The sequence below is a fragment of the Methanosarcina sp. genome (genome assembly GCF_028693135.1).
Taxonomy (GTDB): Archaea; Halobacteriota; Methanosarcinia; order Methanosarcinales; family Methanosarcinaceae; genus Methanosarcina.
This window is the reverse complement of the sequence record NZ_JAQUVZ010000035.1, coordinates 16,868-38,086: the sequence shown is the minus strand read 5'-3', so window position 1 is coordinate 38,086 and position 21,219 is coordinate 16,868. Positions and strand designations below refer to the sequence as shown.

Sequence of the window (21,219 nt, the reverse complement as noted above, 5' to 3'; positions counted from 1 at the left end):
TAGTAGGCGTAGCTGTACAGGGAGGTTCCGAACTTCCTGATCTGGGTCTCGAAGTGCACGGCATCAGCACAGTTGTGGATTACGTATGGCTGGTTGTACTGCTTGAAAATCGGGATGTGCTGGTCGAAGACGAACTTGCCGTCGAACTTCCAGTAGTCCTGTTCGCTCATGATGACGTTGTTTGACCAGAGGTTGTCGATACAGAGAGCGTCACAGGCTCCTTCACTGAAGAAGAGCTCTGAGAGCTGGCAGATGTAGTCGGTACATTTCTGGACTGCTTCAAGGACAACATCCGGCTGGGTCTTCATGTCCATGAGCACGCGGTCTGCACCCATGAGCTGGGTAAGGGTAAGGAGTGGGCCCTCGTGGAAACCGACGAAGGGGGTGTTGAGTTCCTTGTTGAGTTTTTCCTTTGCCATCTTTGAGGCCATGACCAGTTCATAGCCGCGGGTTCCTTTTTTAAGTTCAGGAACTTCGATCTTCTCATAATCTTTAATGTGCCCTTCGGAGGACGGGGTGTCGTCTTCGGGGTATTTGATCTTACATCCGAAGTCTGCGGATGTGGCTGAAAGGTCGGCGAGACCCACGAACATATCAAGGTCCAGGTATTTACAGCCAAGGAAAGCGCTCTGGGTGAAAGGTTCTGCTTTTGTGGCATAGTCCCTGTAGTTGACCCCGGCAAACTTCCTGAGCACACCACAGGCGAGTGGGTAGACAGGCAGGCGGTCGACCTTCTTGTCGGACATGGCGGATACGGTCCTGTCGATGTGGGTCATTTCCTCCTTGCTCTTCACGCCAATGCTTTCGAATTCTTCCTTGATCCTGTTTGCAGTCTCAAGCCCGATGTCAACCTTTTCGGAGACTACTTTCTTTGCGAGGATTTCCCTGTATTTAATCTTCCCAAGGTTGACCTTCACTTCGCTCCACCTTGCTTCTTTGGGCTCAAGTTCTTTTACAGCTTCGGATGCCCAGGCGTTTGCGTGCATTGCATCAGGGTGAGTTGAGTCTGCACCGATTCCTGCGGCATACTCTTCAGAGACAGGGGCACCTCCGACCATTACAACCATGGAGTCGCGAATTCCCTCTTCCTGAAGGATTTCAATGACTTTTTCCATGTTGGTCATGGTTGTGGTCATCAGGGCGCTCATGGAGATCAGGTCAGCCTTGTTCTCTTTTGCGGTTTCGATAAACTTCTCGATCGGGACATCTGCTCCCAGGTCGATCATTTTGAAACCACCGGCACTGAGCATCGTCTTGACGAGGTTCTTTCCGATGTCGTGCACGTCTCCCTCAATGGTTCCTATAACACCCACTGCCTGCAGGCCTGAGTCTGCTGCCTTCATGTAGGGGGTAAGGATGTCCATACCTGCATACATTGCGCCAGAGGCAAGGAGCAGGTTGGGTACGAAGGCTTCTCCCTTTTCGTACTGGTCGCTGACAATTGCCATTCCTCTTGCCAGCCCATTGACGATTGCGTCGTAGGGGTCAACGCCGTCAGCCAGTGATTTATGTGCAAGTTCTTCTACAAGGTCGTCGTCTCCGTCGACGACAGCTTCCGCTAATTGGTTTAAGATATCTGCTGCCATAAAAAAACGTCCTCCTTTTTTTCAGGTTTGTCCCGGTTAACAGTAAGTAGCTCAATTAAGGCTCATTGCTCAGTAAGCCTCTGTATAACTGTTAACTTCTACTGATACATTTACTGCAAAACATATAACCTAAACGCAGAGATTTAATTAACGCAGTTAACATATCTCTTGATGCTTAATTTTACTAATTCTCCTGATTTTATAAATCCCCCTGATCCGGTAGTATTTCCTGATTTTGTTAACCTTCATGATCTCGTGTGGCACTCTCATTTGATCAGGGGCTTTCATCTGATCAAAGCCTTTGATCACACAGGGACCTGATCATCTGGGAAAGGGGATCTTAGTGGTCAGGATATAATGGAAAAACAATGTAACGGAAAAACAATGAACCCCCTCAAAATATGAGCTGCCAGACGAACTCTATATTTTTCCCTTTTTCTGGTAAATCCTGAATGGATTTTTTTCTCGGCAGAAAGATAAGCTTGGAGGAAAGCCAGGATTCGTTAATGGATTGAGTAGTGTTGTTAATGGATTGAGTATATTTAGTGAATTGATTGAGTAAAATTTGCAGATGTTTAAGTGGATGCAGATGGTTAAGTGGATCGAAAAATAAGAGGCTGGAGGTCATCGGTTTCGATCCATATGCATCACATTCTGGAGTGTTTTATCTCTTTATATCCTGTAGAATTTAATTTCCTGATGAAGCTCTCAGGTTTTCTCGCATTCGATTTCTTTTATTTCCTTTGAATTTTTCATGTAATGCAAAAAGAGGTCTTCTCCCCATTTCAGGGCTGTTTTTTCCATACTCATCATGGCATGATTGTGGTATATCCCGTTTCTATAGAAGAGGGAGAGAGCCAGAAAATGGTCTGTTACCACACTTGAAGCTACTTTTACAGCGCAGTCGCAGACGAAGATTTTTGCATTGTCTCTATCCAGATATTCCATGAGGGCTGTGCTATATTCCCTTCTCAGCCTTTCGAATACTGGCTTTGTGATTATCAGAGATACGTCAGTTCCTTTTTTCACGAGTTCGACATAGGTTGACTGGTAAGCAGGATTAAAATAAGAAGAAACTTCCATAACATGGGTTGAAATGGTCAGCTTTTCTTCGATTTTTTGGGGGATCTCATACATCCTGTCAAGGTCGGGTTCGATGAATTCGCAGTGCCCGAGGTCATCTATTCGGTCCAGAAGGGGAACAGGGATTGCGCTGATATTGTGGTTCTCCCAGTAGTCCATATGCTCTGAAAACACGTTCAGGGTGTTCAGAAGAGGCCTCATTTTCTTAACTACTACCCTCCCGATATCAGAAAGTTTGTAAAGGTCGTCCTCATGAATGATAAGCCCCTGGCTGATGAGGATCTTGACCTGGGTCATGATCGCACTTGAAGTCACATTGAGTATGTTTTTTATATCGTCAATGTTTCGGGGTTCCTCCATCAGTAGCAAAAGAAGGTCTTTCCTTTTGTCCGAAAGGAAAAGAGTACCCAGTAGTTCCAGTTTCATCGTAAATCTCCAGCCACTTAATTTGAACATTTTTCAACTTCGACTATATTTAATTCACATTTCCGGTTTCAACGTTCTTTTTTGGAAGCCTGACATGCACCGTGGTTCCCGAACCTTCCTCGCTTTCTACCCAGATTTCCCCTTCATGGGCGTTGACAATGTTTTTACAGATATAGAACCCTGATTCAAGTCCCTGGTACCTGCGGGTCATGGAATCGTCAATCTGGTAGATCCTGTGGAAAAGGTGAGGGATCAGTCTTTTGTGAATGCCTGTTCCGCTGTCTTTTACGGTTATGTGGATGTTCTCTTCTTCCTCTGTGGCTTTTACTTCCAGCGTCCCCCCGTGGGGTGTGAACTTGATGGCATTGCCCATGAGGGTTGTGAAGAGGTCTGTCAATTTTTGCTTGTCGCCAAGGATGGGTGGCAGGTTTGCAGGCAGTTCCTTTTCGACCTTCAGTTCTTTTTCATCTATCAGGAGGACCAGGTTAAGGTAAACATCCGAAAGTATCTTCTTAATCTCTACTTCGGCAAAAGAGTACTCGATCTTTCCTGCCTGTTCAAGGCTCAGATAGAGCAGGGAATCCACCATCTGCTTCAACCGCTCCGAACTGTTGATTACGGCATCTATAGCTTTATGCTGCTGGTCTTCGATAGTCTCCAGGGTCTCGAAATCCATAAGGTCGCTGTAATTCACCTTTATCTGGGGGAGGCTTTCAGCCATAAATTCCGCTTTTATCCGGTTCAGGGACCTGAGTTCATCATTGACTTTTGACATATCTTCCGAGTAGGTTTTAAGGGCGTCCTCAAGCTGTTTTCTCTGGATAAGCTGCCACATGCCCTGCATGAGAAGGGTCACCTGGCGTAAGTCCGATTCATCATAGGGCTCATCCTTATTTCCAACTCCTGCAACTGCAATTATCCTGTCCCCGTCAAAAATTGGCACGTTCATATGGCGGGTAAGGTGCACATGGTCTTTCGGGTATCCCTTTTTCAGGGAACTAGGAGCTGGATAATCATTGGTTATAATGGGCTTACGTTGCCGGATTGCCTCTCCCCAGAGCCCTGTTGTTTTTATAGGGTAGATAAAGGGCTTGTCTTCGATTGTACATTCTTCCATTGCGCTCTTTGACCAGGAATGCATGATGAGGGAGGTCTCATAGGCGTCCATAAAAGCGAGGTACCCGAGTTTGCTATCTGTAAGCCTGACCGCTTCTTCGCGAGCAAAATCTGTTATTTCTTTTAAGGAAGCCCCTGCCATCCGGTTAAGTTTTACAAGGGCTTCAAGCCGGGATTCGTTAAGTTTCTGTGCAGCTTCGGCTTTTTTGCGCTCGGTAATATCCCTGGCAACCGAGAGGATCGTTTTCTTGCCGTCATAATCAATAATTCTGGCACTGACTTCAAGGGGAACAATTGTGCCGTCCTTACATACTGCTCCTGATTTATATACCCGGGATCCCTCGCTCTGGATTTTTATTAGATTTTCCCGGACAGAGTCCCAGTACTCGGCAGGAATAATCTCCTCAGGCTCCATTTTCAGGATCTCTTCTTTATCGTATCCCAGCCGGTTTACCACTGCCTGGTTTACATCCATGTAACTTTTTCCTTCAGGTTCGCGGATGTACAGCTGGTCATTGATATTATTGAAAATGGTCCTGAACTTATGCTCGGACTCCCAGAGGGTCTCTTCTGCCAGTTTATGTTCTACTGCGATAGCTGCCAGCTGGGCATTTGTTTTCATAAAATCCAGATCTTCTTTCTCTGGCCTGTGCACATCGCCGTAGTACATGGAAATAACACCAAGGACTTCTCCGGAGGATGAGACTACAGGTTCTGACCAGCAGGCTTTCAATCCGGCCTCAGTTGCAAGCTCACTGTATTTAGTCCAGTAGGGGTGCTCCATTACATTATCTACGGTTACCCTTTTTCTCAAGAAGGCTGCGGTTCCGAAGGAAGCCGCTCCAAAACCAATCTCGATTCCGTCCGTCTTCTGCCTGTAAAACTCAGGAAGTCCGGGAGCAACGCAGTAAAAGAGATGCTTTTTCTCCCTGTCAAGCAGCATTACCGAGCATATAGAGCCTGGTCTGATTTTTTCCATATTTTGAATCAGAAGGAGAAGCACTTCTTCGAGTGGAGCTCCTGAAGCCAGCTGCCCGAGCACCAGATTCTGTCCTTTCACCATCTCCTCGGCCAGCTTGCGTTCGGTGATGTCCAGAACGATCCCCTGGTAATGGACAATTTCTCCTTTCTCGTTTCTTTTGATGAGGCTCCTATCATCTATATATCGCACTTTTCCCGATTTTGTCAGGACCCGGTGCTCCTAGGTACAGTCCTTATGTCCTTCTCTGGAAAACTTTGCCACTTCCGCGCGGATTCTTTCACGGTCTTCAGGGTGTATCAGGTCTTCAAACTTTATTTTTCCAGAGGTGAAATCTTCAGGGGTATATTCCAGCTTTGTGATATTTTCAGATACAAATTCAACGGGCCAGCCCTCTTCTGGCTTGCATAAAAATACGAATACAGGGCTGCTGTTGATGACATTTTTCAATTCATTATTCTTTTTCAGCGCTTTTTGCATCGACTCCTCGGCTTTTTTGCGCTGGGTAACATCGCAGAGAGTGCCCTGGTAATGGCTCACACGTCCATCTTCATCTCTCCGGATCAGAATCTTTACCTCAATCCAGCGCGTTTCCCCCGAAGCTGTCACTATCCTGTATTCCTGTGTCAGCTCAGTACATCCCTTTTCAGAGCATCTGGCAATCTCAGATTTTACCCTTTTAATATCCTCAGGATGGACAATGTCGAGATACCGGATATTTCCGAAGATGAAGTCTTCAACTGCGTAGCCGAACTGCCAGATGTTTTCCGTGATAAGTTCCACAGGCCAGTTCTCTGTTGATTTGCACAAAAAAATGACTATAGGGCTGCTATTTATAAGCGATTCCAGATTTATATCGAATTGTTTCATCGATCCAATTCCTTTGTTTTAATTCTATGGATTACCCATTTCCATGAACAATAGACTTGAAATGTTGGCATGTTCAGGGTTCAGGGAACAAACTCTACGTAAATCACTGGTTTTGAGCTACTGTAATATTGAGGGTTACGGGATATACCCGCAAAAGGGTTTTAAGGCTTTTTTAATTTCTACAACCGAGTTCCCTGGGAATTTTCTGTTCTGAGACTCAGGAAATGCCTGTGTTTAAAATACTGAATTCTTTCCAAATAAATGGAAGTAATGGCTTATTTATCTTTTTATTTTTTTATTTCTTTTTATTTTTTTATTTCTTTTATATTTTTGATTTTTTTCTCTTTTTCTCTTATTTCTTTTCAGTTTTTGATCAATCGGTCGATATTAAAAATGCCACTAACGAGATCTTCGGGCTGTCTTTTCTTGCGCTGCACAGGACTGTAGCCGGCTGTTGCCAGCTAAGAATAACAACAAGCGAACTGATTTCAGTAATAAAGGGCCCAATAATATGGAAAATACACCTATCGGTATGGCGAAAATACTCTTCTTGCCTCTGGAAACAGTTTTTCAGTTCTCAGTAAAGGGAATTTATAGAAAGATGCATTTTTTATAAAATCCATTTTATCTACAAATTATCGGTAATGTCTGAAGTAATTCTATATATTTTATGATTCATCTTTGATCCTATATACTATACTTAGACGACATAATCATGGTATTTCTTATTTTTATCTTCGACTTTCAGGATACCTTTATATATCACGTTTGTCTATATAGATTTTATAATATTCATTAGTATCTCCTCAGGGGGCTTATTTATTACCAAGGATAAACGAAAAGTCCAGTTTACCGGAAATTCTACCTATATAGTGTCTCTTCCCATTAAATGGGTCCGAGATATAGGGATTGAGGCCGGAGACACACTTACCCTTACACCAATGCCTAACAAAACCCTGCTGGTTTCCTCCAGTGTAGTTTCAAAAGACTATTCTGCTCTTAAGGCAACTATAGATTACCTTCACTCCGATAGTGCGGAAAACAATCTGAGAATCCTTATTTCACATTATCTGGTAGGTTATGATGTAATCAGGTTAACTACCAAAAAAGGGTTCAGCGCCTATGACCGCAAGTTTATAAAAGATTCTGTGCGCCAGAAACTTATAGGCCTGGAACTTGTGGAAGAATCCCGAAATGAACTTGTTTTCCAGTGCCTCTTGAACTACAACGACCTCCCTCTCGGCCGTGTCATCAAAAACATGTATGGGCTTGTCCTTTCCATGCTTGAGGACTCCATGACTGCCCTTCGGGACCACAATGTGGAGATCGCAGAGGACGTCATCCAGAGGGATGACGATGTGGACCGTTTCTACCTTCTCGCAGTCCGCCAGCTCAAGGCTTCAATTGAAGATATCGAACTTTCAGATAAAATAGGAATCAGGCATCCGCGGGAATGTCTTGGGTACAGGCTTATTACCAAGAGCATAGAGCGTGTAGGAGATCACGCGGTTAAGATAGCTACAAATGTACTTAAGATGGACTCCGGAATCAGTACTGATAACCCTATTTTCAAGATGGCTGACCTTTCCCGGAAAGTTTTTGAGAGCTCAATAGATTCAATGCAGGAAGAAGATCTCCAGGCTATAAACAAAATAGTTGTTGAAGCCAAAAAAGTTTCCCAGTTCGGAGTTTCTCTTGAAACCAAGGGTGGAGAAGGCTCTGGTAACATCGAGTTCAGCATGATCCTCGAGAGCCTGCGGAGGGTTTCGGAATACAGCGCCGATATCGCAGAAGTTGCCCTCAACATGAACATAAAGCAGGTCTAAACCCCGAGTTGCCACCCGAATTGCGCTTCGGGAGCCCGCGGTCCTTTTCGCTGCGCTCAAGAGGACTAATTATGGGTAAATCAATTTTTTAATTTTTTTGCCGTTTAAGAAGACGAATTGAGTGAAGGGCCGGTCAGACAGGCTGGCTGGGGCACTTAATGACAGTGGATTAGAAACATTTTCCGGTATCAAGGAAAGTATTTCTCGGGTCAGGGGAGTATTTTTCCTTTCTCCTTTCTCCTTTTTTCTATTTTTCACACAACTGCCTTCCGGAACTGATATGTCCCGAGGAGAACCATGATTCCGGCTCCGACGGCGAGGCCAAGGATTCCGTACACGGGGACCGTTCCTTCAAACAGCAGCCTTGTACTGTCTATGGCATAGCTGACCGGGTTGAACCTTGCAAGTGTTCTCAACCAGACGGGCATGACATCATAGGGCATAAGCGCACTGCTCGTAAAAAATAGAGGCATGCTGATCATGCTGTTTACGGCTGCATAGCTGTCATGGTCGCTTAAGTACAGCCCTATCATAGTTGAGAGGGCAGAGAAAAATACCGAGAACAGAAAGAGCGTTAGGTATATCAGAACTATATTTGTCGGGTTCAGTACCCTTACTCCAAGGAGGGTAGCCATCAGGAGGATCACAGTTGCCTGCAGCAGGCCCCTTACGCTGATAAAGAGAATTTTTCCGTATAGCATGCTTTCTCTGGGGGAGGGCATGGCGAGAAACTTATTCAAAAAACCCAGTATTTTATCAAAAATCATAAGAGACCCGCCTTGCAGGGAGGAAAAGAGAGTCGTCATGACAAGGATGCCAGGGGTGATAAACTCAAGATAGTTATCAGTAAACTTTGTGGGCAGGGCAAGCCCGACAAATACCAGCCAGGCTGCAGGCATGACAAGTGAGGAAATGACGGTTATCCTTCCTCTTAGCCATTTTACGAGGTCCCTTTCAAAATAGTAGAATAAGGCTTTCATTATCTCCTCCTCAGAAGGTTTCTATACTGGGTTGAATTGAACCCTGCCTGCTCTTCAGGGGTCTTGACTTTCTCAAGGAAAACATCATTAAGAGACGCATTTTCTCCTATGTCGCTTATCAGGTTTTCCGGGGATCCAACAGCTGCGATTCTACCTTTATCAATAATGGCAACCCTGTTGCAGTACTTTTCTGCCTCCTCGAGGTAATGGGTGGTCATGAATATGGTCATCCCTTCGGCTTTCAGCATCCTTATATGTTCCCAGATCTTCCTTCTGCCACTTATGTCCAGGCCGAGGGTGGGTTCGTCCAGGAAAAGAACTTCGGGCTCATGCACAAGCGCCTGGGCAAGTTCAAGGCGCCTTCTCATTCCTCCTGAGTATGTTTTGACAAGGTCGCCTGCACGGTCTGAGAGGTTCATCATTTCAAGTACTTCATCAACTTTTGAGTTTCGGTTCGGAACTCCATAGAGCTTTGCAAAAAGCATCACATTTTCCCTGCCTGTGAGCTTTCGATCCACTGCCATGTCCTGGGGGACATAGCTTATCTTTGACCTTACTTTTTTTGAGTTCTTTACAACATCATACCCGCAGACCTTTGCAGTGCCACTGCTTGGTTTTATCAGGGTTGTAAGCATCATTACTGTCGTACTTTTGCCTGCCCCGTTGGGACCCAGGAGGCCAAAGATCTCGTTTCCAACATCAAGGTCGAGATTATCAACAGCAATCAGGTTTCCGAAGGATCGGGATAATTTTTTTATTTCTATCACAGGTATCCCCTTGCAATCGCATAAACAGGCCTTAAACCTGAAGTATAGTAAATTCCACTTGTGTACATATTATAAAGAAGCTTTATGATGACAATACTTATGGCAGCAAAAATACAGGCCGTGACCATTGCCTTATCAAGTTCCGAAAACTTCAGTTTTTTGAGGTATGTCCTGTCCGGGTTTGCCCTAAAAGCCCGGCTCTGGATTGAAACTGCAAGGGTGCCGGTTCTCCTTACGCAGTTTGAGAGAGTGGGGGTCAGTATATTAAGGGACGTTTTGACGATCCCTGGCCCAAACCTTTTCGGATTAAACCCCCGGAGTCTCTGGACTGTTACTACAGTAACCACTTCAGTGATTATTATTGGCAGGAACCTGACTGCTGTTACCACCATAAAGGCTACACTGTAAGGAACCCTGAGTCCCACCAGGCCGTTTAGCATATCCCTCGAGTCCGTGGTCCAGCACATCAACAGCCCAAGGGACAGGATTGAAGCCGATCTTAATCCCTGAATTGCGCCGTGCCGGAGCCCTTCTTCATATACGAACAGCCCTCCGTTTGTCAGCCAGCCCAGAACCGGGAAATCAGGCTGGATTATAGTAAAAATCACAGTTCTTGGAAGCTGGGAATAAAAAAGAGCCTGAGAGTAGATAGTTCCCCAGATCAACAGCACAAGTAGTAAAGTCAGGGTTTTGATCTTTATTGCCGGCATCCTTGCAAGTGCAAATCCCGAAAGTACGATCAGAAACAACAAAAACGTAGTTTCAGGATTGTCAAGGGTTACTGCGATAAAAGCAGTGGAGATGAGGACCAGTATCTTTGCCCGTGGGTCCATCCTGTGAATAATTGTGTCTTTAATCGTTGGTTCTGCAATTGATCTGGCACCTATCATATTATCACTTCAGGGTTTCTACAGGTCAGCATTTTATCCCTTCTGATTTTATCCCTTCAGAATTTATCACTTCAGAATTTATCACTTCAGAATTTATCACTTCAGATTTTCTCGCTTCAGAACTTCTACAGGTCAGCATTTCCACAAGTTCTGTGACCGAAAAAGCATCCACTCCCAGATATTTAGCAATCTCAACAACCGGGGGCTGGGTAAGGGAGGCTTTCCTGAGGATCTCAATGTCCTTTATGACATCTCTTCCCTTTCCATCTGCTATAATCTGGCCCTCATTCATCACAAGGATTCTTGTAGCATAGAGCATTGCAATCTCGATATCATGGGTACAGAAAACCAGTGTGGAACGGTTATTTTTGAAATAATCCATCATCTGTTCTATATTCACTCTATCCTGCCCTGTTGTAGGTTCGTCAAGGAGAATAATCTCCGGATTTATGGAAAGTACCGAGGCAACGGCTGTCCTGAGCCTCTGCCCCCGACTCAGGGACTGGGGGAGGTCCTGCTTGAGGTTTAGAATTGACATGGCTTCAAGGGAGGTTCTTGCCCTTTCCTCTATATTCTCAAATTTTAACTGAACAGGTCCAAACCTTGCCTCCTCCTCAGCTGAATCACAGAAGAGCATAAGGTCAGGATTCTGGAATACGAACCCAACTCTACCTGCAAAGGAATACGGATTTCTGGATCTGGTGTCCTCCCCAAAGACCTTTACACTTCCTTTATATGGTTTAAGCATGGCTGCAAGGTTCAAAAGCAGGGTTGATTTGCCTGAGCCATTTGTACCCATGACCGCAACTCTTTCCCCTTTACGGATTTCCAGGTTTATCCCCTTAAGCACCATACTGTTTTTTTCATATCCGGACCACATATCCCGGATAGATATTACAGAATCTACAGAATCGTTATTTCCGATAGGATCATTATTTCCGGGAGAGACAGCTCGTGCTTCAGGTAGTGCTTCAGTATCTTCTTTCGGGTTTGAAAAGAACTGAGGAGTTTTCATATTTTCTTTAAAGTGTTTCCTGTTCAGCACGGCAAGAGTTTCCCTGACACTGAGGGGACTTGCCCTTATTCCCAGTCGGTGGCAGAGTTCAACGGGTTCAGGAACCCGAAGTCCCAGCCTGTGAAAGACCTCGAGATGATCAAAAGCTTTTGAAGCGGGTTGGTCAAAGATTATTTCTCCGCCGTCCATAATGACAATCCTATCTGCAAAAGGTGCAAGCTCGTGTATCCTGTGCTCAACCAGCAGAATGGTTATTTTCAGTTTCCTGTTAAGTTCCCTCACAGTATTCAGGACTTCCCGGGTGCCCACCGGGTCCATCTGGCTTACGGGTTCATCCATGGCAAGGATTTCAGGCATCATCGCAAGCATGCTTGCAATGCAAATCCTCTGTTTCTGCCCCCCTGAAAGTGAATTCGTGGAATCCAGCCGGTGCCCGGACATTCCGACCATCTGAAGGGTTTCTTCTACCTTCTTATCAATCTCTTCCCTTTCCAGGCAGAGGTTTTCGGGCCCAAAGGCTACCTCGTCCTCAACGGTCGTCGAAAAGATCTGGTCATCGGGGTTCTGGAAAACAAGGCCTACACCTCTTGAAAGTTCCATCTGGTTTGAATCTCGGGTTTCTATCCCGTTGATTCGGATGCTGCCTGAAAATTTTCCTCCGGATTCGTGGGGAATTATGCCGTTAAGGGTTTTTAGTAAAGTGCTCTTCCCGCAGCCGGTAGGTCCTGTTAGGAGGACGAATTCCCCCTCCTCTATTTTCAGATTGACCCCTTTTAACGTCGGGTCTGTTCTTCCGGGATAGGTGTACCACAGGTCTTTGATCTCTATCATTTTACCACCTTTATTCTGCCTCAATGTACCACCTTATTCTACCTGCCACCTTTATTCTGCCACCTTTTTCAGCCTGTTTCCGAGGCTTATTCCAAACCAGGCTCCTATGAAAGTGTAGAGGAAGCCATCGATCAGGATATTTGCCATAATATACCAGTCGCTATAGAACAGCCTGTAGAGCACCATCCAGACACTGAAGGATGCATATCCGCTGACCATATCGGCAATTCCGCAGACAATCCCCATTCTGAACCTGTTTTCCGGGTTCGGGTTTTTGCTGGTTATGCCTGCAGTGTACATCATGACCTCCAGCAGTACCGCGCTCAGGGACAATGTTATGAAAGTGATCGGGGTGAAACTCCCGGTTATAAAGCCTCCAAGCAGGAACCTTACCATCATAAAAAGGCTTACAACTCCGGGTTTTGGAATCAGGACAACAAGAGAGGCAATGAGCATATAAAGAAGAATCTCATAGAAGAGCCCCGTAAACAGGAAACTGAATGGCCCGAATACTGCATGGGACAGCTCCCAAAGAATAGTCATAGGCAGGTTTATGGCTGCAAAAGAAACGGTTCCAAAAAGGGATATCAGCACAAGGTTACGGGTCTTAAACCTGTCCATTATCTCCTTTGATCTTGAAAAGAAGAGGCTTACGGTAGTTAGTCCAAGTAAAGAGGAGACCAGAGTAATTATTATGGGTCCCCATTTCCTTGAGATCGCAGTTATTTTTTGATCCTGTGTTACTGCAACCCAGTCGCTGCCTGTGAGCTTTACCTTAACTCTTAGCAGGTACTCTCCTCCCATCGCATCCTCAGATATATAGAGGGGGAGGCTTACCAGCGAACTTGAACCCGGGCTAAGTGTTAAAGTGGCATAGCACAGGGTATCCGAGTTCATTCCCATAATTGCTGGTTTGAAGGCTTTTACCGGTTCTCCGGTCTTAATGTCCAGGACATCATAGGTGATTATAACAGGGACTGTACTGTCTCCTTTGTTGGTAAGCTCCACTCCTATGTAGGTTGAAGTGAGTTCCTCCCTATCGATCCGGAGGTCTGTGACCTTAAGTAGCTTTTTGAGCGCTGGGGAGTTTTCCCGGACAACCAGGGTGCTGGAAGGATGGCTTGGGTCTCCGTACCCGTCCTCATCGGAGGGCACTGTAAGTCCGGATATTTCGATTTCTTCTGCAATTTCCTCTTTCGAAGCAACCTTAAGCCGGGTTTTGCGCACAATGGTATGCTTATTTCCTCCGACTTCGACAACCGCAGTTGCCGTTATGTTATAGGTCCCGGAGGAGAGGTTAGCAGGCACATAAAAATCAACGAGCCTGTACCAGTCCTCATACTCGGTCTGAAGCGAAAAGGAATAGACAGAGGTATCCTGAAGCACAAAACCTTCAGGTAAGTCAAGTTCCATTGTCACATTCATATTTCCGTCATAATAACTCTCAAAAAAAAGATATGCAGAAAGGTTGCTGCCTCCGACTGCAAGACCGCTTCCTTCCACACCATGTGGGACCTGAATCATGAATGTGGTCATATCTTCAGGTTTGAATTCCTCCTGTACCTGGGCTGCTGCAGGTTGTATAGCCAGCACCAGTATAAGGAAGAAAAAAACTATGTTTTTCATTCCGCAACCTTTTTCATTTGAGTATTTTTCGGATTTCCTGCATTTTCCGATCCCAGTCAGGGACATCTTCAAAGCTCATGATGTCCACAGCCCCTCCCTGAAACTCTCCTTCCCCTGCTAGCTCTTCCATCCAGCTTTCGATCTCAAGGTAAGAGTTTTTCAGGTCTTCAAACACCTGCGGGTCAGGGTTCCAGAGCCCTCTTGACTGCGCTTCAAGGAGCCTGCGGGACATTTCCTCAAGAGCGTAGGGATTGTTCTTTTCAAAGAACTTGCGCATCTCTTCATCAAGCACAAAAGCCTTTGTGATATCATCAAAGATCCAGTCGTCCACTTCCTGCGTGGAAGCTTCCCAGCCGTAGACCCTTCCGACTCTCTTCGAAATGTCCTGTGCGCCCTTGTACCCGTGCTGTTTCATGCCTTCGATCCATTTGGGGTTTAAAAGCCTGGTTCTTACGACCCTCCGCAGTTCATCAGCCATGTCCCGAACTTCGACATGCTGTGGTTCTCTCGTATCCCCAAAATAGACCTTCACGTCCCTGCCCGAAGCCTGTTTGGCGGCAGCCGTGAGCCCCCCATGAACCCCAAAGTAACAGCAGCAGCCAAGGAGGTCGTACTCGTCACTGACGACTTTGTTAAAGGTAGCATCAACCGTCTTGAGGTTTGAAGCAAGCTGGGTGTGGGCTTCCTGGCCCTTTACGTCTTTTCCGTAGGCATACCCGTTCCAGTAAAGGAAGATGTCTGCCAGGTCCTTTTCATCTTTCCAGGCACTTGCATAGACTGCAAGCTGCACCCCGGCGGAATAGGTCCCGGGTTTGCTTGAAAAGATCCTTAAAGTAGCTTCTCTGGGATCCGCGCCTTCCTCAATCATCTTGTGGCTGTGTTTTCGTGGGTAGTTCATGTCCTCAGGTTCGTCAAGAGAAGCCACAGCCTGAATTGCCTCATCTATTACCTCCAGGCAGTTCGGGAAGTTGTCCCTGAGGATTCCCGAGATCCTGATAGTAACATCAATCCTGGGCCTTTCCAGCTCTTTCAGGGGGATCACGGAAAACCCCTTAAGGCGCCCATTGCCAAGCCAGAGCGGTTCAACCCCGAGCAGGCTCATAATCTGGGCCATACCCTCTCCATCAGCCCACATGATGTCGTTTGCCATCCAGTAAAATGCTACGTTTTCAGGATAACGCCCCTCATCTCTGAGGTGTTTATCGATCAAAACCCCTGAGAGCTGCTGTCCCACTCTCCAGGCAGCTTTTGTCGGGACCCGTTTTGGGTCAAGAGAATAAAAATTCCTGCCAGTTGGCAGTACGTCATCTCTTCCGCGCATGATAAGGCCTGAAGGTCCGGCCGGGATGTACCCTCCGTCAAAACCATGGAGAAGAGCTTCAATCTCCAGAGAGGCATCTATTCTGGACTCAAGGTCAAGAATCCTTTCACAGATTGCAGAAGCGATCCGGGATGAGGTCGGGTCTATGCTCTGAACCTCAAAACGCTGTTCTTTGAATCCCGGTTCTGTAATAATTGGCTCTATAAAACTTTTTTCTGCAATACTTTGTCCTGTAAAATCCTGCTCTATCAAAACCTGTTTTGTAATATTCTGCTCTGCAAAACTCTGCCCTGAAAGAACCTCTTTAATTATCGAGGCAGACTCTTTTTCCGGGTTACTTATGAATGTCCTGATGAAATCTTTTGAGAGCGAATCAATCTCCTCAAGCCTTTGCCCATTTGACTTTCCATTTGCTGAAATCAGGCTCTGGTCAGAGATCAGTTCATCAAGGTCAAGCCCAAGAAGCCCTGCAATCAGCCTCCGGATCGAAACCCCTTTTCCCTCACTTTCCTGCTCATCATACCTTAAAATAGAGTTTATGAACTCAACTTTCTTCTCGCCTTCGGGGAGCTGCCCGAAGATGTGCATTCCGTTGTGGATCTGGCTGTTCCTGATCTTTCCAAGGACTTCATGCGCTTTCCTTATAATCTCCTCAAAAGGAGTCTGGTGGTCGGCTTTTATCTCGGAGTCCAGGTTCGATTTTTTAATCTCGTCAAGGATCAGATGCTTCAGGGCATGTGCCCGTCCTTTATCGTATTTTACCTGTTCGTATTCCCCGAGCAGCCTGTCAAGTTCTTCAAGGCTTCCATAAAGCCCTCCTGAGGTCATGACTGTCTGCATATGGTCAATAAGGCAGGCAAGGCTCCTACGTTTGGCAATGGTGCCTTCCGGGGGGTTATCGGAATTGTAAATGTAGAGGTGGGGGATAGTCCCGATTCCGATGTCAGGATAACAGTCTCCTGAAAGCCCCACCCCTTTTCCGGGCAGGAACTCAAGGTTTCCGTGGGTCCCCACATGTACGAGTACATCCGCTCCAAAAGTGTTTTCCAGATACCGGTAGGTAGCAAGGTACTGATGGGTTGGAGGGACATCAGGGTCGTGCAGGATCTTGCAGACTTTTCCGTCACATCTGGCTCCTGCACACCCGCGCTTCGGCTGTACACAGACTACAGCGTTTCCATACTGTATCCCTGTCACAACGATTTTGTTTTCATAGACCATTGCAGCAGGAATGCCGTTGACTTCTTCCCCGGGTGGGTTCCCCCAGCTCTCAATTACCCTCTGCCTGACAACCGGGCTCAGGGTGTTGAAAAACTTCTCGTATTCTTCTTTTTCCACAAAAGCGAGAGTCCCACCGTTCTTTACAATTTCATTAATTGGGGTCCATCTGAACTCGGAAATCGCTTTTTTCTTGAGAATGGTCTCGATAAGCTCCTTCCCGTTCTGGGGAGGACTGACAGTATAGCCTGCTTCCTGCATCCGGTTTAATATCTTTGCCACGCTTTCGAGGGAATCAAGGTTTGCAGCATCCCCAATCGAGCCTTCAACCCCTGTACAGGGCCTGTTGTGCAGGATAAAGGCAATTTTTCTCTGGTTTACCGGTTTTTTCCGAAGGGTTATCCATTTAAGGATTCTGGATGCAAGTTTTGAGCAGCGTTCCTGGATAGGAGCACGCCCTATGTAATTTCCTTCATTTTTGCCTGCCCCTATGAGGATGGGCTCAATTACCCCCTCAAACTCAGGCATGGCTACCCCCCACCCGATCTCTGTACTCAATCCCTGAGACTCCTGCCACTGTTCTAAGGTAACGTAGTGGGAAATCACAGGCTGGAAAACAGGGACGTCGAGGCTCTGTAACAGTTCGACGCCTCTTTCTGCACATGAGTTTTCATCTTCTTTGTTTTTGCTGCTCATTATGAAAAACGGGGAGAGCTTCACAAGAGCGTCTATGACGGTTTTTCCGTTATCCATAAAGTAATCTTCAATGACCTCATTCATGCCTCTGCTCCCGAGTTCTTCATCTTTTAACGAATATGCAAAAACAGGGACGACAGAAAGGCCCAGGTTTTCGAAATCTCTTATGAGGGTCTTTTCAATTTCAAGGTCATTGTTTACCCAGGAAGTCCTGGAAATGAGCAGCCCCACGGTTTTACCTTTCAGGGGCCCGTACCAGTTCAGGTAGTCCCGGAGGCTTGAGAACATTTCCCTGGCATCCGGGTGATAGAGCCCGTCCCATGGAATCTTTTCCGGGGGTTTTACTTCAAGCTCAGCCCCAAAAACCTCTTTTAGGAGGTAGCACAGCATATTTCCAAAGTTTTCTTTTCCCCCGTATATTATGTAAGAAAAACATGTAGCTGCAATCTCAAGTTTTACGGAAGAAAGGGTGAAACTGGAGGGGTTACTCCCCACGCAGATTACGGGTATCCTTGTTTTTAAGGGTTCGAGCTTTTCATAGAATTCTTCCCAGAACGGGTTGGCTACATGGTAAATAAAGATGGCATCAGCGTGCTCACATGCAGAAAGCACCTTCTCCGTTTCTTCAGGGTTTTCTTCCAGGATTTTTGAGTAGTAGGCTTCAAGCTCTATTCCACGTTCCTCTGCTGCTTCAAGAAGCGTGGGGATGTATGAATTCCAGGTTATTGAAACGATTTTCATTTTTCCCCCTCAGGTCAGGATATGAACTCTGTATTCTCCGAGTACCGTGCCGTCATCAAGCCTTGCGGGGGCTTCTAAGGCTGCAATATACCTGCCGTCAGAAGATATATCAACTGATACCGTTATTCCTTCGGTGCCGTAGATCTGGCTGAGCCTGGAGCTTGCCCCTCCGCTTTTTGAGACGTCAAAGACATAGACCCCGTGAACGCTTCTGTCCTCGGTTACCAGGTTCTGGGCAATAGGTATCACAAGATAACGGTCATTCCGAGCACATTCCCCTGCATAGCCGTCCAGTCTCCATTTCCACAGCAGGTTTCCGTCATAATCATAGGCAAAGAGGCTGTTTCCATTGGGGTGTTCAAAAGGAGCATCCTTATTCTTATCTTTGGAAAAAGTGCTCCCTATTGAAAAGATCAGGGTGTCGTTGACAATGTAAGCATAATTCGCACTGCCGTAGATGGGGACTCCACTTACGACTATCGGGGTTGAGATGTTCTGCTGCCACGTAATCTCAGGAACTCCTGTCTCAATTATCCGGGAATTATTGAATAAAAAGGCCCGGCCATCACTTGTCATTGTTATTACCTGTTCCCCATCAGGGGTGATCTGTGTGCTGTACCAGATTGCAGAATAGTCAAAGAATGGTTCAATTGGTGGGATTTTGTAGCTCCAATGCTCTTCTCCCGTATTTCCGTTCAGGACATGCACGGTTCCATCTTGCCATTTATCTGCCTTTGTAAAACAGGTGGTGCCAAAAGCTGCGTATTCTCCGTCAGGAGTGGAATCAATCCATGTAACTCCTGAGTCCATGAGTTCGGTTTCAGGGAATTTCCAGCGCATGTTGCCTTCAGGGTCAAAAGAATAAACCCTTCCGAGGTACTTGTATTTCTCACCTATATAGCCACAGGCCCTGCTGGCAGCGACATAAATATTCCCATTTGAATCAATTTTTATCTTTTTCATGGCAGGCATGTACTTGAGGTCTGAACCCAGGTCTTCACTTGCCCCAAATTTCCAGAGTTCGGTACCGTTGAGGTCAAAACAATATATATAAGCATCAGGGCTCTCTTCTCCTACAATAAGGCGTTTACTGTCCTCTGAAAACTCTATGTCCGCGATTCTCGCATCCGATATCCCTTTAACAAGCTGCTTTTCCCATACCTTTTCTCCTGTTGCAACTTCTATAAGTTTCAGAGCACCCCCATGAGTTCCAATGGCAAGATAACTGTTGTCAGGAGAGAATTTCGTCACACCTTTTATATTCGTTGAAGTTTTTTCGATGGGTCCGGGAGTTACATCCTCAAGCTCTATGGTGTACTCCTCTTTCAAAGCCGGTTTTTCAGGCGCATATACCTCAAGAGCACTGGATGTTCCTGAACCCGTTATCACCTCAAACTTATACCGGGTTTCAGGGTTCCAATCAAAAGCTACAAAGACCTGGGCTTCGGTTTTTTCAATACCCAGCGAAGCCACCGGATTGTTGTCTGAAGAAATCCTGATCTCTAAGATCTCCACCTCATCTTTCAGGGTTAGCAGGGCTCCGGTCCTTGAGAAAACTACCGAGTCTATGGGCACCCCAGATTCGGAATTACTTCTTTCCTGCGTATCCTGTATTCCTGACCCCGAAGCCTGGGCCGATCCGCTGCTGCCGGACTCCTGATTTTTTTCAGCACATCCTGCAGTCATTAAAGCCAGTATAAGCAGGGCTATCAAAAGTTTCCATTTCATTTTCTCACCTGACAATTATTAATCTGTGTTTTCCGGTTACATCCCCATTTTTGAGCTGCAGAGGGACTTCAACTGCGGCTACGGTGCAGTCCGAAGAAATCGCAGCATCCACAACAACCCCTTCGGTATTGAAGGTCCAGAGCAGCTTTGAATTCCCATTCCCGGATTTCTGGTTATCAAAGGCATGGACCCCGTGGACCTGAGTATTGCCCGCGGATGTATCTTTGCCGACTGGCAGGACAAAGAACCTCATATCCGGAGAGAAGAAGATCCCTGCACAGCGCCCTCCCAGGCTATAAGTCCAGGAAACTTCTCCTGTTTCTGCATCACAGAATATGAGGGAATTTTCAAGAGGATGCGCCATGGGGACATTATCGGGATAATATGCGGGAAGTGTGGCTCCCGTAAGGTAGAGCATCTCGTTTTTGGCAGTGATTTTTGCGTTTTCACCATAAGTGTAGATGATACTTCCTTCAAGTTCCTCCGGAACTGTCACATTGGACTGATATTCTTCGGAGTACCACTCGGACTCTCCGTCTCCCGGCTCTTTCATCTCTAAGTCAGAAAAGAGGTATTTTCTCCCGTCCCCTGTATAGGCCGTTATAAGGGACCCGTCTTCCGAAACATCAAGCCCGTGCCAGATGGCTGCAGAAACAAAATAAGGTCTGAGGGCAGGAATTTCGTATTTCCAGCGGCGATTTCCGTTTTCATCCACAGAGTAGACGACTGCATCCGTTTCAAGGGAATTTGTCCAGTCCCCTGTTGAAAATACTACATTTTTTCCGTCCTGGCTTGAATCAACCCAGCTCACACTCCGGGCGTAATTTTCTGCCGCCGGGAGTTTCCAGCAGAAGGTGCCATCGGAGCTGAACCTGTAAACCCTTGAAGCCAGCCCGTATCCGGAATCTTTCCAGTATCTGCCTGCCGCAATGTACACAGCATCCTCTGCAGCCGTTATCCGGTATATGCAGGGCTGGTATTTTGGATTGGTACTTGTCCCCAGATCATCGGCAGTCCTGTATATCCGGATCTCGTCTCCTGTGCCGGCATCCAGGGAGTATATGTAGCCATCAGCACTCCTCTCCCCCGCAAGCAGGTACTTTCCGTCTTTTGAGAATGCTATAGATGAAATGTTTCCTTTGAGGGCCTTTTTCCAGAGCACATTTTTTTCCGGCACGTCAATAACTATAAGGTTCGAGCCTGTCCCGACAGCCACGGATTTCCCATCCGGAGCAAAACTTACACAGTCCTGGATGCTCGATCTTCCGACCAGGATATTTTCAGGGGTCACATCTCCAAGTTCATATTCCCAGTAAAGGTAGGGGGATGATTTTTCATAAGGCGTTATATTTTCCTGGTTCGGCTCACTGTCTGCACTCTTTCCCGGGTTTTCATCAGCTTCATCTGAAGACGTATTCGTGGAAGACATTACATCGGAAGATATGCATCCCGAACCGACTGAAAAAACAATTAAAAAAATGAGCACCAATACAACAATATTCTTTTTCATTTTCAGTCCC

General features: G+C 46.3%; 14 protein-coding genes. 1 reads left to right on the top strand and 13 read right to left on the bottom strand.

Annotated elements, in window-relative coordinates; translation table 11 throughout:
* The 4 genes from PHF18_RS13580 to PHF18_RS13565 all read right to left on the bottom strand — a co-directional run.
* Positions 1-1,586 (bottom strand): uroporphyrinogen decarboxylase family protein (locus PHF18_RS13580; protein WP_300103771.1); only part of this gene is annotated, 1,586 nt, incomplete at its 3' end.
* Positions 1,587-2,294: 708 nt separating this feature from the next.
* Positions 2,295-3,095, bottom strand: a complete 801-nt coding sequence (locus PHF18_RS13575; RefSeq protein ID WP_300103769.1) for a winged helix-turn-helix domain-containing protein — start codon at positions 3,093-3,095, stop codon at positions 2,295-2,297.
* Positions 3,096-3,144: 49 nt separating this feature from the next.
* Positions 3,145-5,382 carry a GAF domain-containing protein gene (locus PHF18_RS13570; protein ID WP_300103767.1) on the bottom strand — a complete coding sequence of 746 codons (2,238 nt, stop codon included), beginning with the start codon at positions 5,380-5,382 and terminating at the stop codon, positions 3,145-3,147.
* Between the two features lie 30 nt (positions 5,383-5,412).
* Entirely contained in the window at positions 5,413-6,000 is a 588-nt protein-coding gene (locus PHF18_RS13565; RefSeq protein WP_300103764.1) for a PAS domain-containing protein, read from the bottom strand.
* A gap of 881 nt (positions 6,001-6,881) precedes the next feature.
* Between PHF18_RS13565 and PHF18_RS13560 the strand changes: the two genes are divergently transcribed.
* Entirely contained in the window at positions 6,882-7,886 is a 1,005-nt protein-coding gene (locus PHF18_RS13560; RefSeq protein WP_300103775.1) for a phosphate uptake regulator PhoU, read from the top strand.
* Positions 7,887-7,955: 69 nt separating this feature from the next.
* Here the strand turns inward: PHF18_RS13560 and PHF18_RS13555 are convergent, their stop codons facing one another.
* From PHF18_RS13555 to PHF18_RS13515, 9 genes are read right to left on the bottom strand one after another with little or no spacing between them, the layout of a single operon-like run.
* On the bottom strand, positions 7,956-8,144 hold the full coding sequence (locus tag PHF18_RS13555) for a hypothetical protein (RefSeq protein WP_300103761.1): 189 nt from the start codon (positions 8,142-8,144) through the stop codon (positions 7,956-7,958).
* Complete coding sequence (locus tag PHF18_RS13550) at positions 8,141-8,866, bottom strand: ABC transporter permease (protein WP_300103758.1); 726 nt, start codon at positions 8,864-8,866, stop codon at positions 8,141-8,143. The genes PHF18_RS13555 and PHF18_RS13550 overlap by 4 nt, the downstream gene beginning before the upstream one ends.
* Positions 8,866-9,633 carry an ABC transporter ATP-binding protein gene (locus tag PHF18_RS13545; RefSeq protein ID WP_300103755.1) on the bottom strand — a complete coding sequence of 256 codons (768 nt, stop codon included), beginning with the start codon at positions 9,631-9,633 and terminating at the stop codon, positions 8,866-8,868. The genes PHF18_RS13550 and PHF18_RS13545 overlap by 1 nt, the downstream gene beginning before the upstream one ends.
* Complete coding sequence (locus PHF18_RS13540) at positions 9,630-10,523, bottom strand: energy-coupling factor transporter transmembrane protein EcfT (RefSeq protein ID WP_300103752.1); 894 nt, start codon at positions 10,521-10,523, stop codon at positions 9,630-9,632. Before PHF18_RS13540 ends, PHF18_RS13545 begins: the two co-directional genes overlap by 4 nt.
* Positions 10,524-10,548: 25 nt before the next feature.
* Positions 10,549-12,369 (bottom strand): ABC transporter ATP-binding protein, encoded by a 1,821-nt coding sequence (locus PHF18_RS13535; RefSeq protein WP_300103750.1) that lies wholly within the window; start codon positions 12,367-12,369, stop codon positions 10,549-10,551.
* A gap of 51 nt (positions 12,370-12,420) precedes the next feature.
* Positions 12,421-13,995, bottom strand: coding sequence for a hypothetical protein (locus PHF18_RS13530; RefSeq protein ID WP_300103748.1), 1,575 nt, complete (start codon positions 13,993-13,995; stop codon positions 12,421-12,423).
* Between the two features lie 13 nt (positions 13,996-14,008).
* Positions 14,009-17,971, bottom strand: coding sequence for a cobaltochelatase subunit CobN (gene cobN, locus PHF18_RS13525; RefSeq protein ID WP_300103746.1), 3,963 nt, complete (start codon positions 17,969-17,971; stop codon positions 14,009-14,011).
* 9 nt (positions 17,972-17,980) lie between these two features.
* Positions 17,981-19,699 carry a PQQ-binding-like beta-propeller repeat protein gene (locus PHF18_RS13520; RefSeq protein WP_300103744.1) on the bottom strand — a complete coding sequence of 573 codons (1,719 nt, stop codon included), beginning with the start codon at positions 19,697-19,699 and terminating at the stop codon, positions 17,981-17,983.
* A 4-nt stretch (positions 19,700-19,703) separates the two neighbouring features.
* Positions 19,704-21,209, bottom strand: coding sequence for a PQQ-binding-like beta-propeller repeat protein (locus tag PHF18_RS13515; RefSeq protein ID WP_300103742.1), 1,506 nt, complete (start codon positions 21,207-21,209; stop codon positions 19,704-19,706).
* Between the last annotated feature and the right edge of the window lie 10 nt (positions 21,210-21,219).

Excerpts from the sequence above, each read along its gene's own strand:
- PHF18_RS13530 (WP_300103748.1), bottom strand. The coding sequence starts at position 13,995 with ATGAAAAACATAGTTTTTTTCTTCCTTATACTGGTGCTGGCTATACAA.
- PHF18_RS13540 (WP_300103752.1), bottom strand. The coding sequence starts at position 10,523 with ATGATAGGTGCCAGATCAATTGCAGAACCAACGATTAAAGACACAATT.
- PHF18_RS13515 (WP_300103742.1), bottom strand. The coding sequence starts at position 21,209 with ATGAAAAAGAATATTGTTGTATTGGTGCTCATTTTTTTAATTGTTTTT.
- PHF18_RS13575 (WP_300103769.1), bottom strand. The coding sequence starts at position 3,095 with ATGAAACTGGAACTACTGGGTACTCTTTTCCTTTCGGACAAAAGGAAA.
- PHF18_RS13520 (WP_300103744.1), bottom strand. The coding sequence starts at position 19,699 with ATGAAATGGAAACTTTTGATAGCCCTGCTTATACTGGCTTTAATGACT.
- PHF18_RS13550 (WP_300103758.1), bottom strand. The coding sequence starts at position 8,866 with ATGAAAGCCTTATTCTACTATTTTGAAAGGGACCTCGTAAAATGGCTA.
- PHF18_RS13535 (WP_300103750.1), bottom strand. The coding sequence starts at position 12,369 with ATGATAGAGATCAAAGACCTGTGGTACACCTATCCCGGAAGAACAGAC.
- cobN (WP_300103746.1), bottom strand. The coding sequence starts at position 17,971 with ATGAAAATCGTTTCAATAACCTGGAATTCATACATCCCCACGCTTCTT.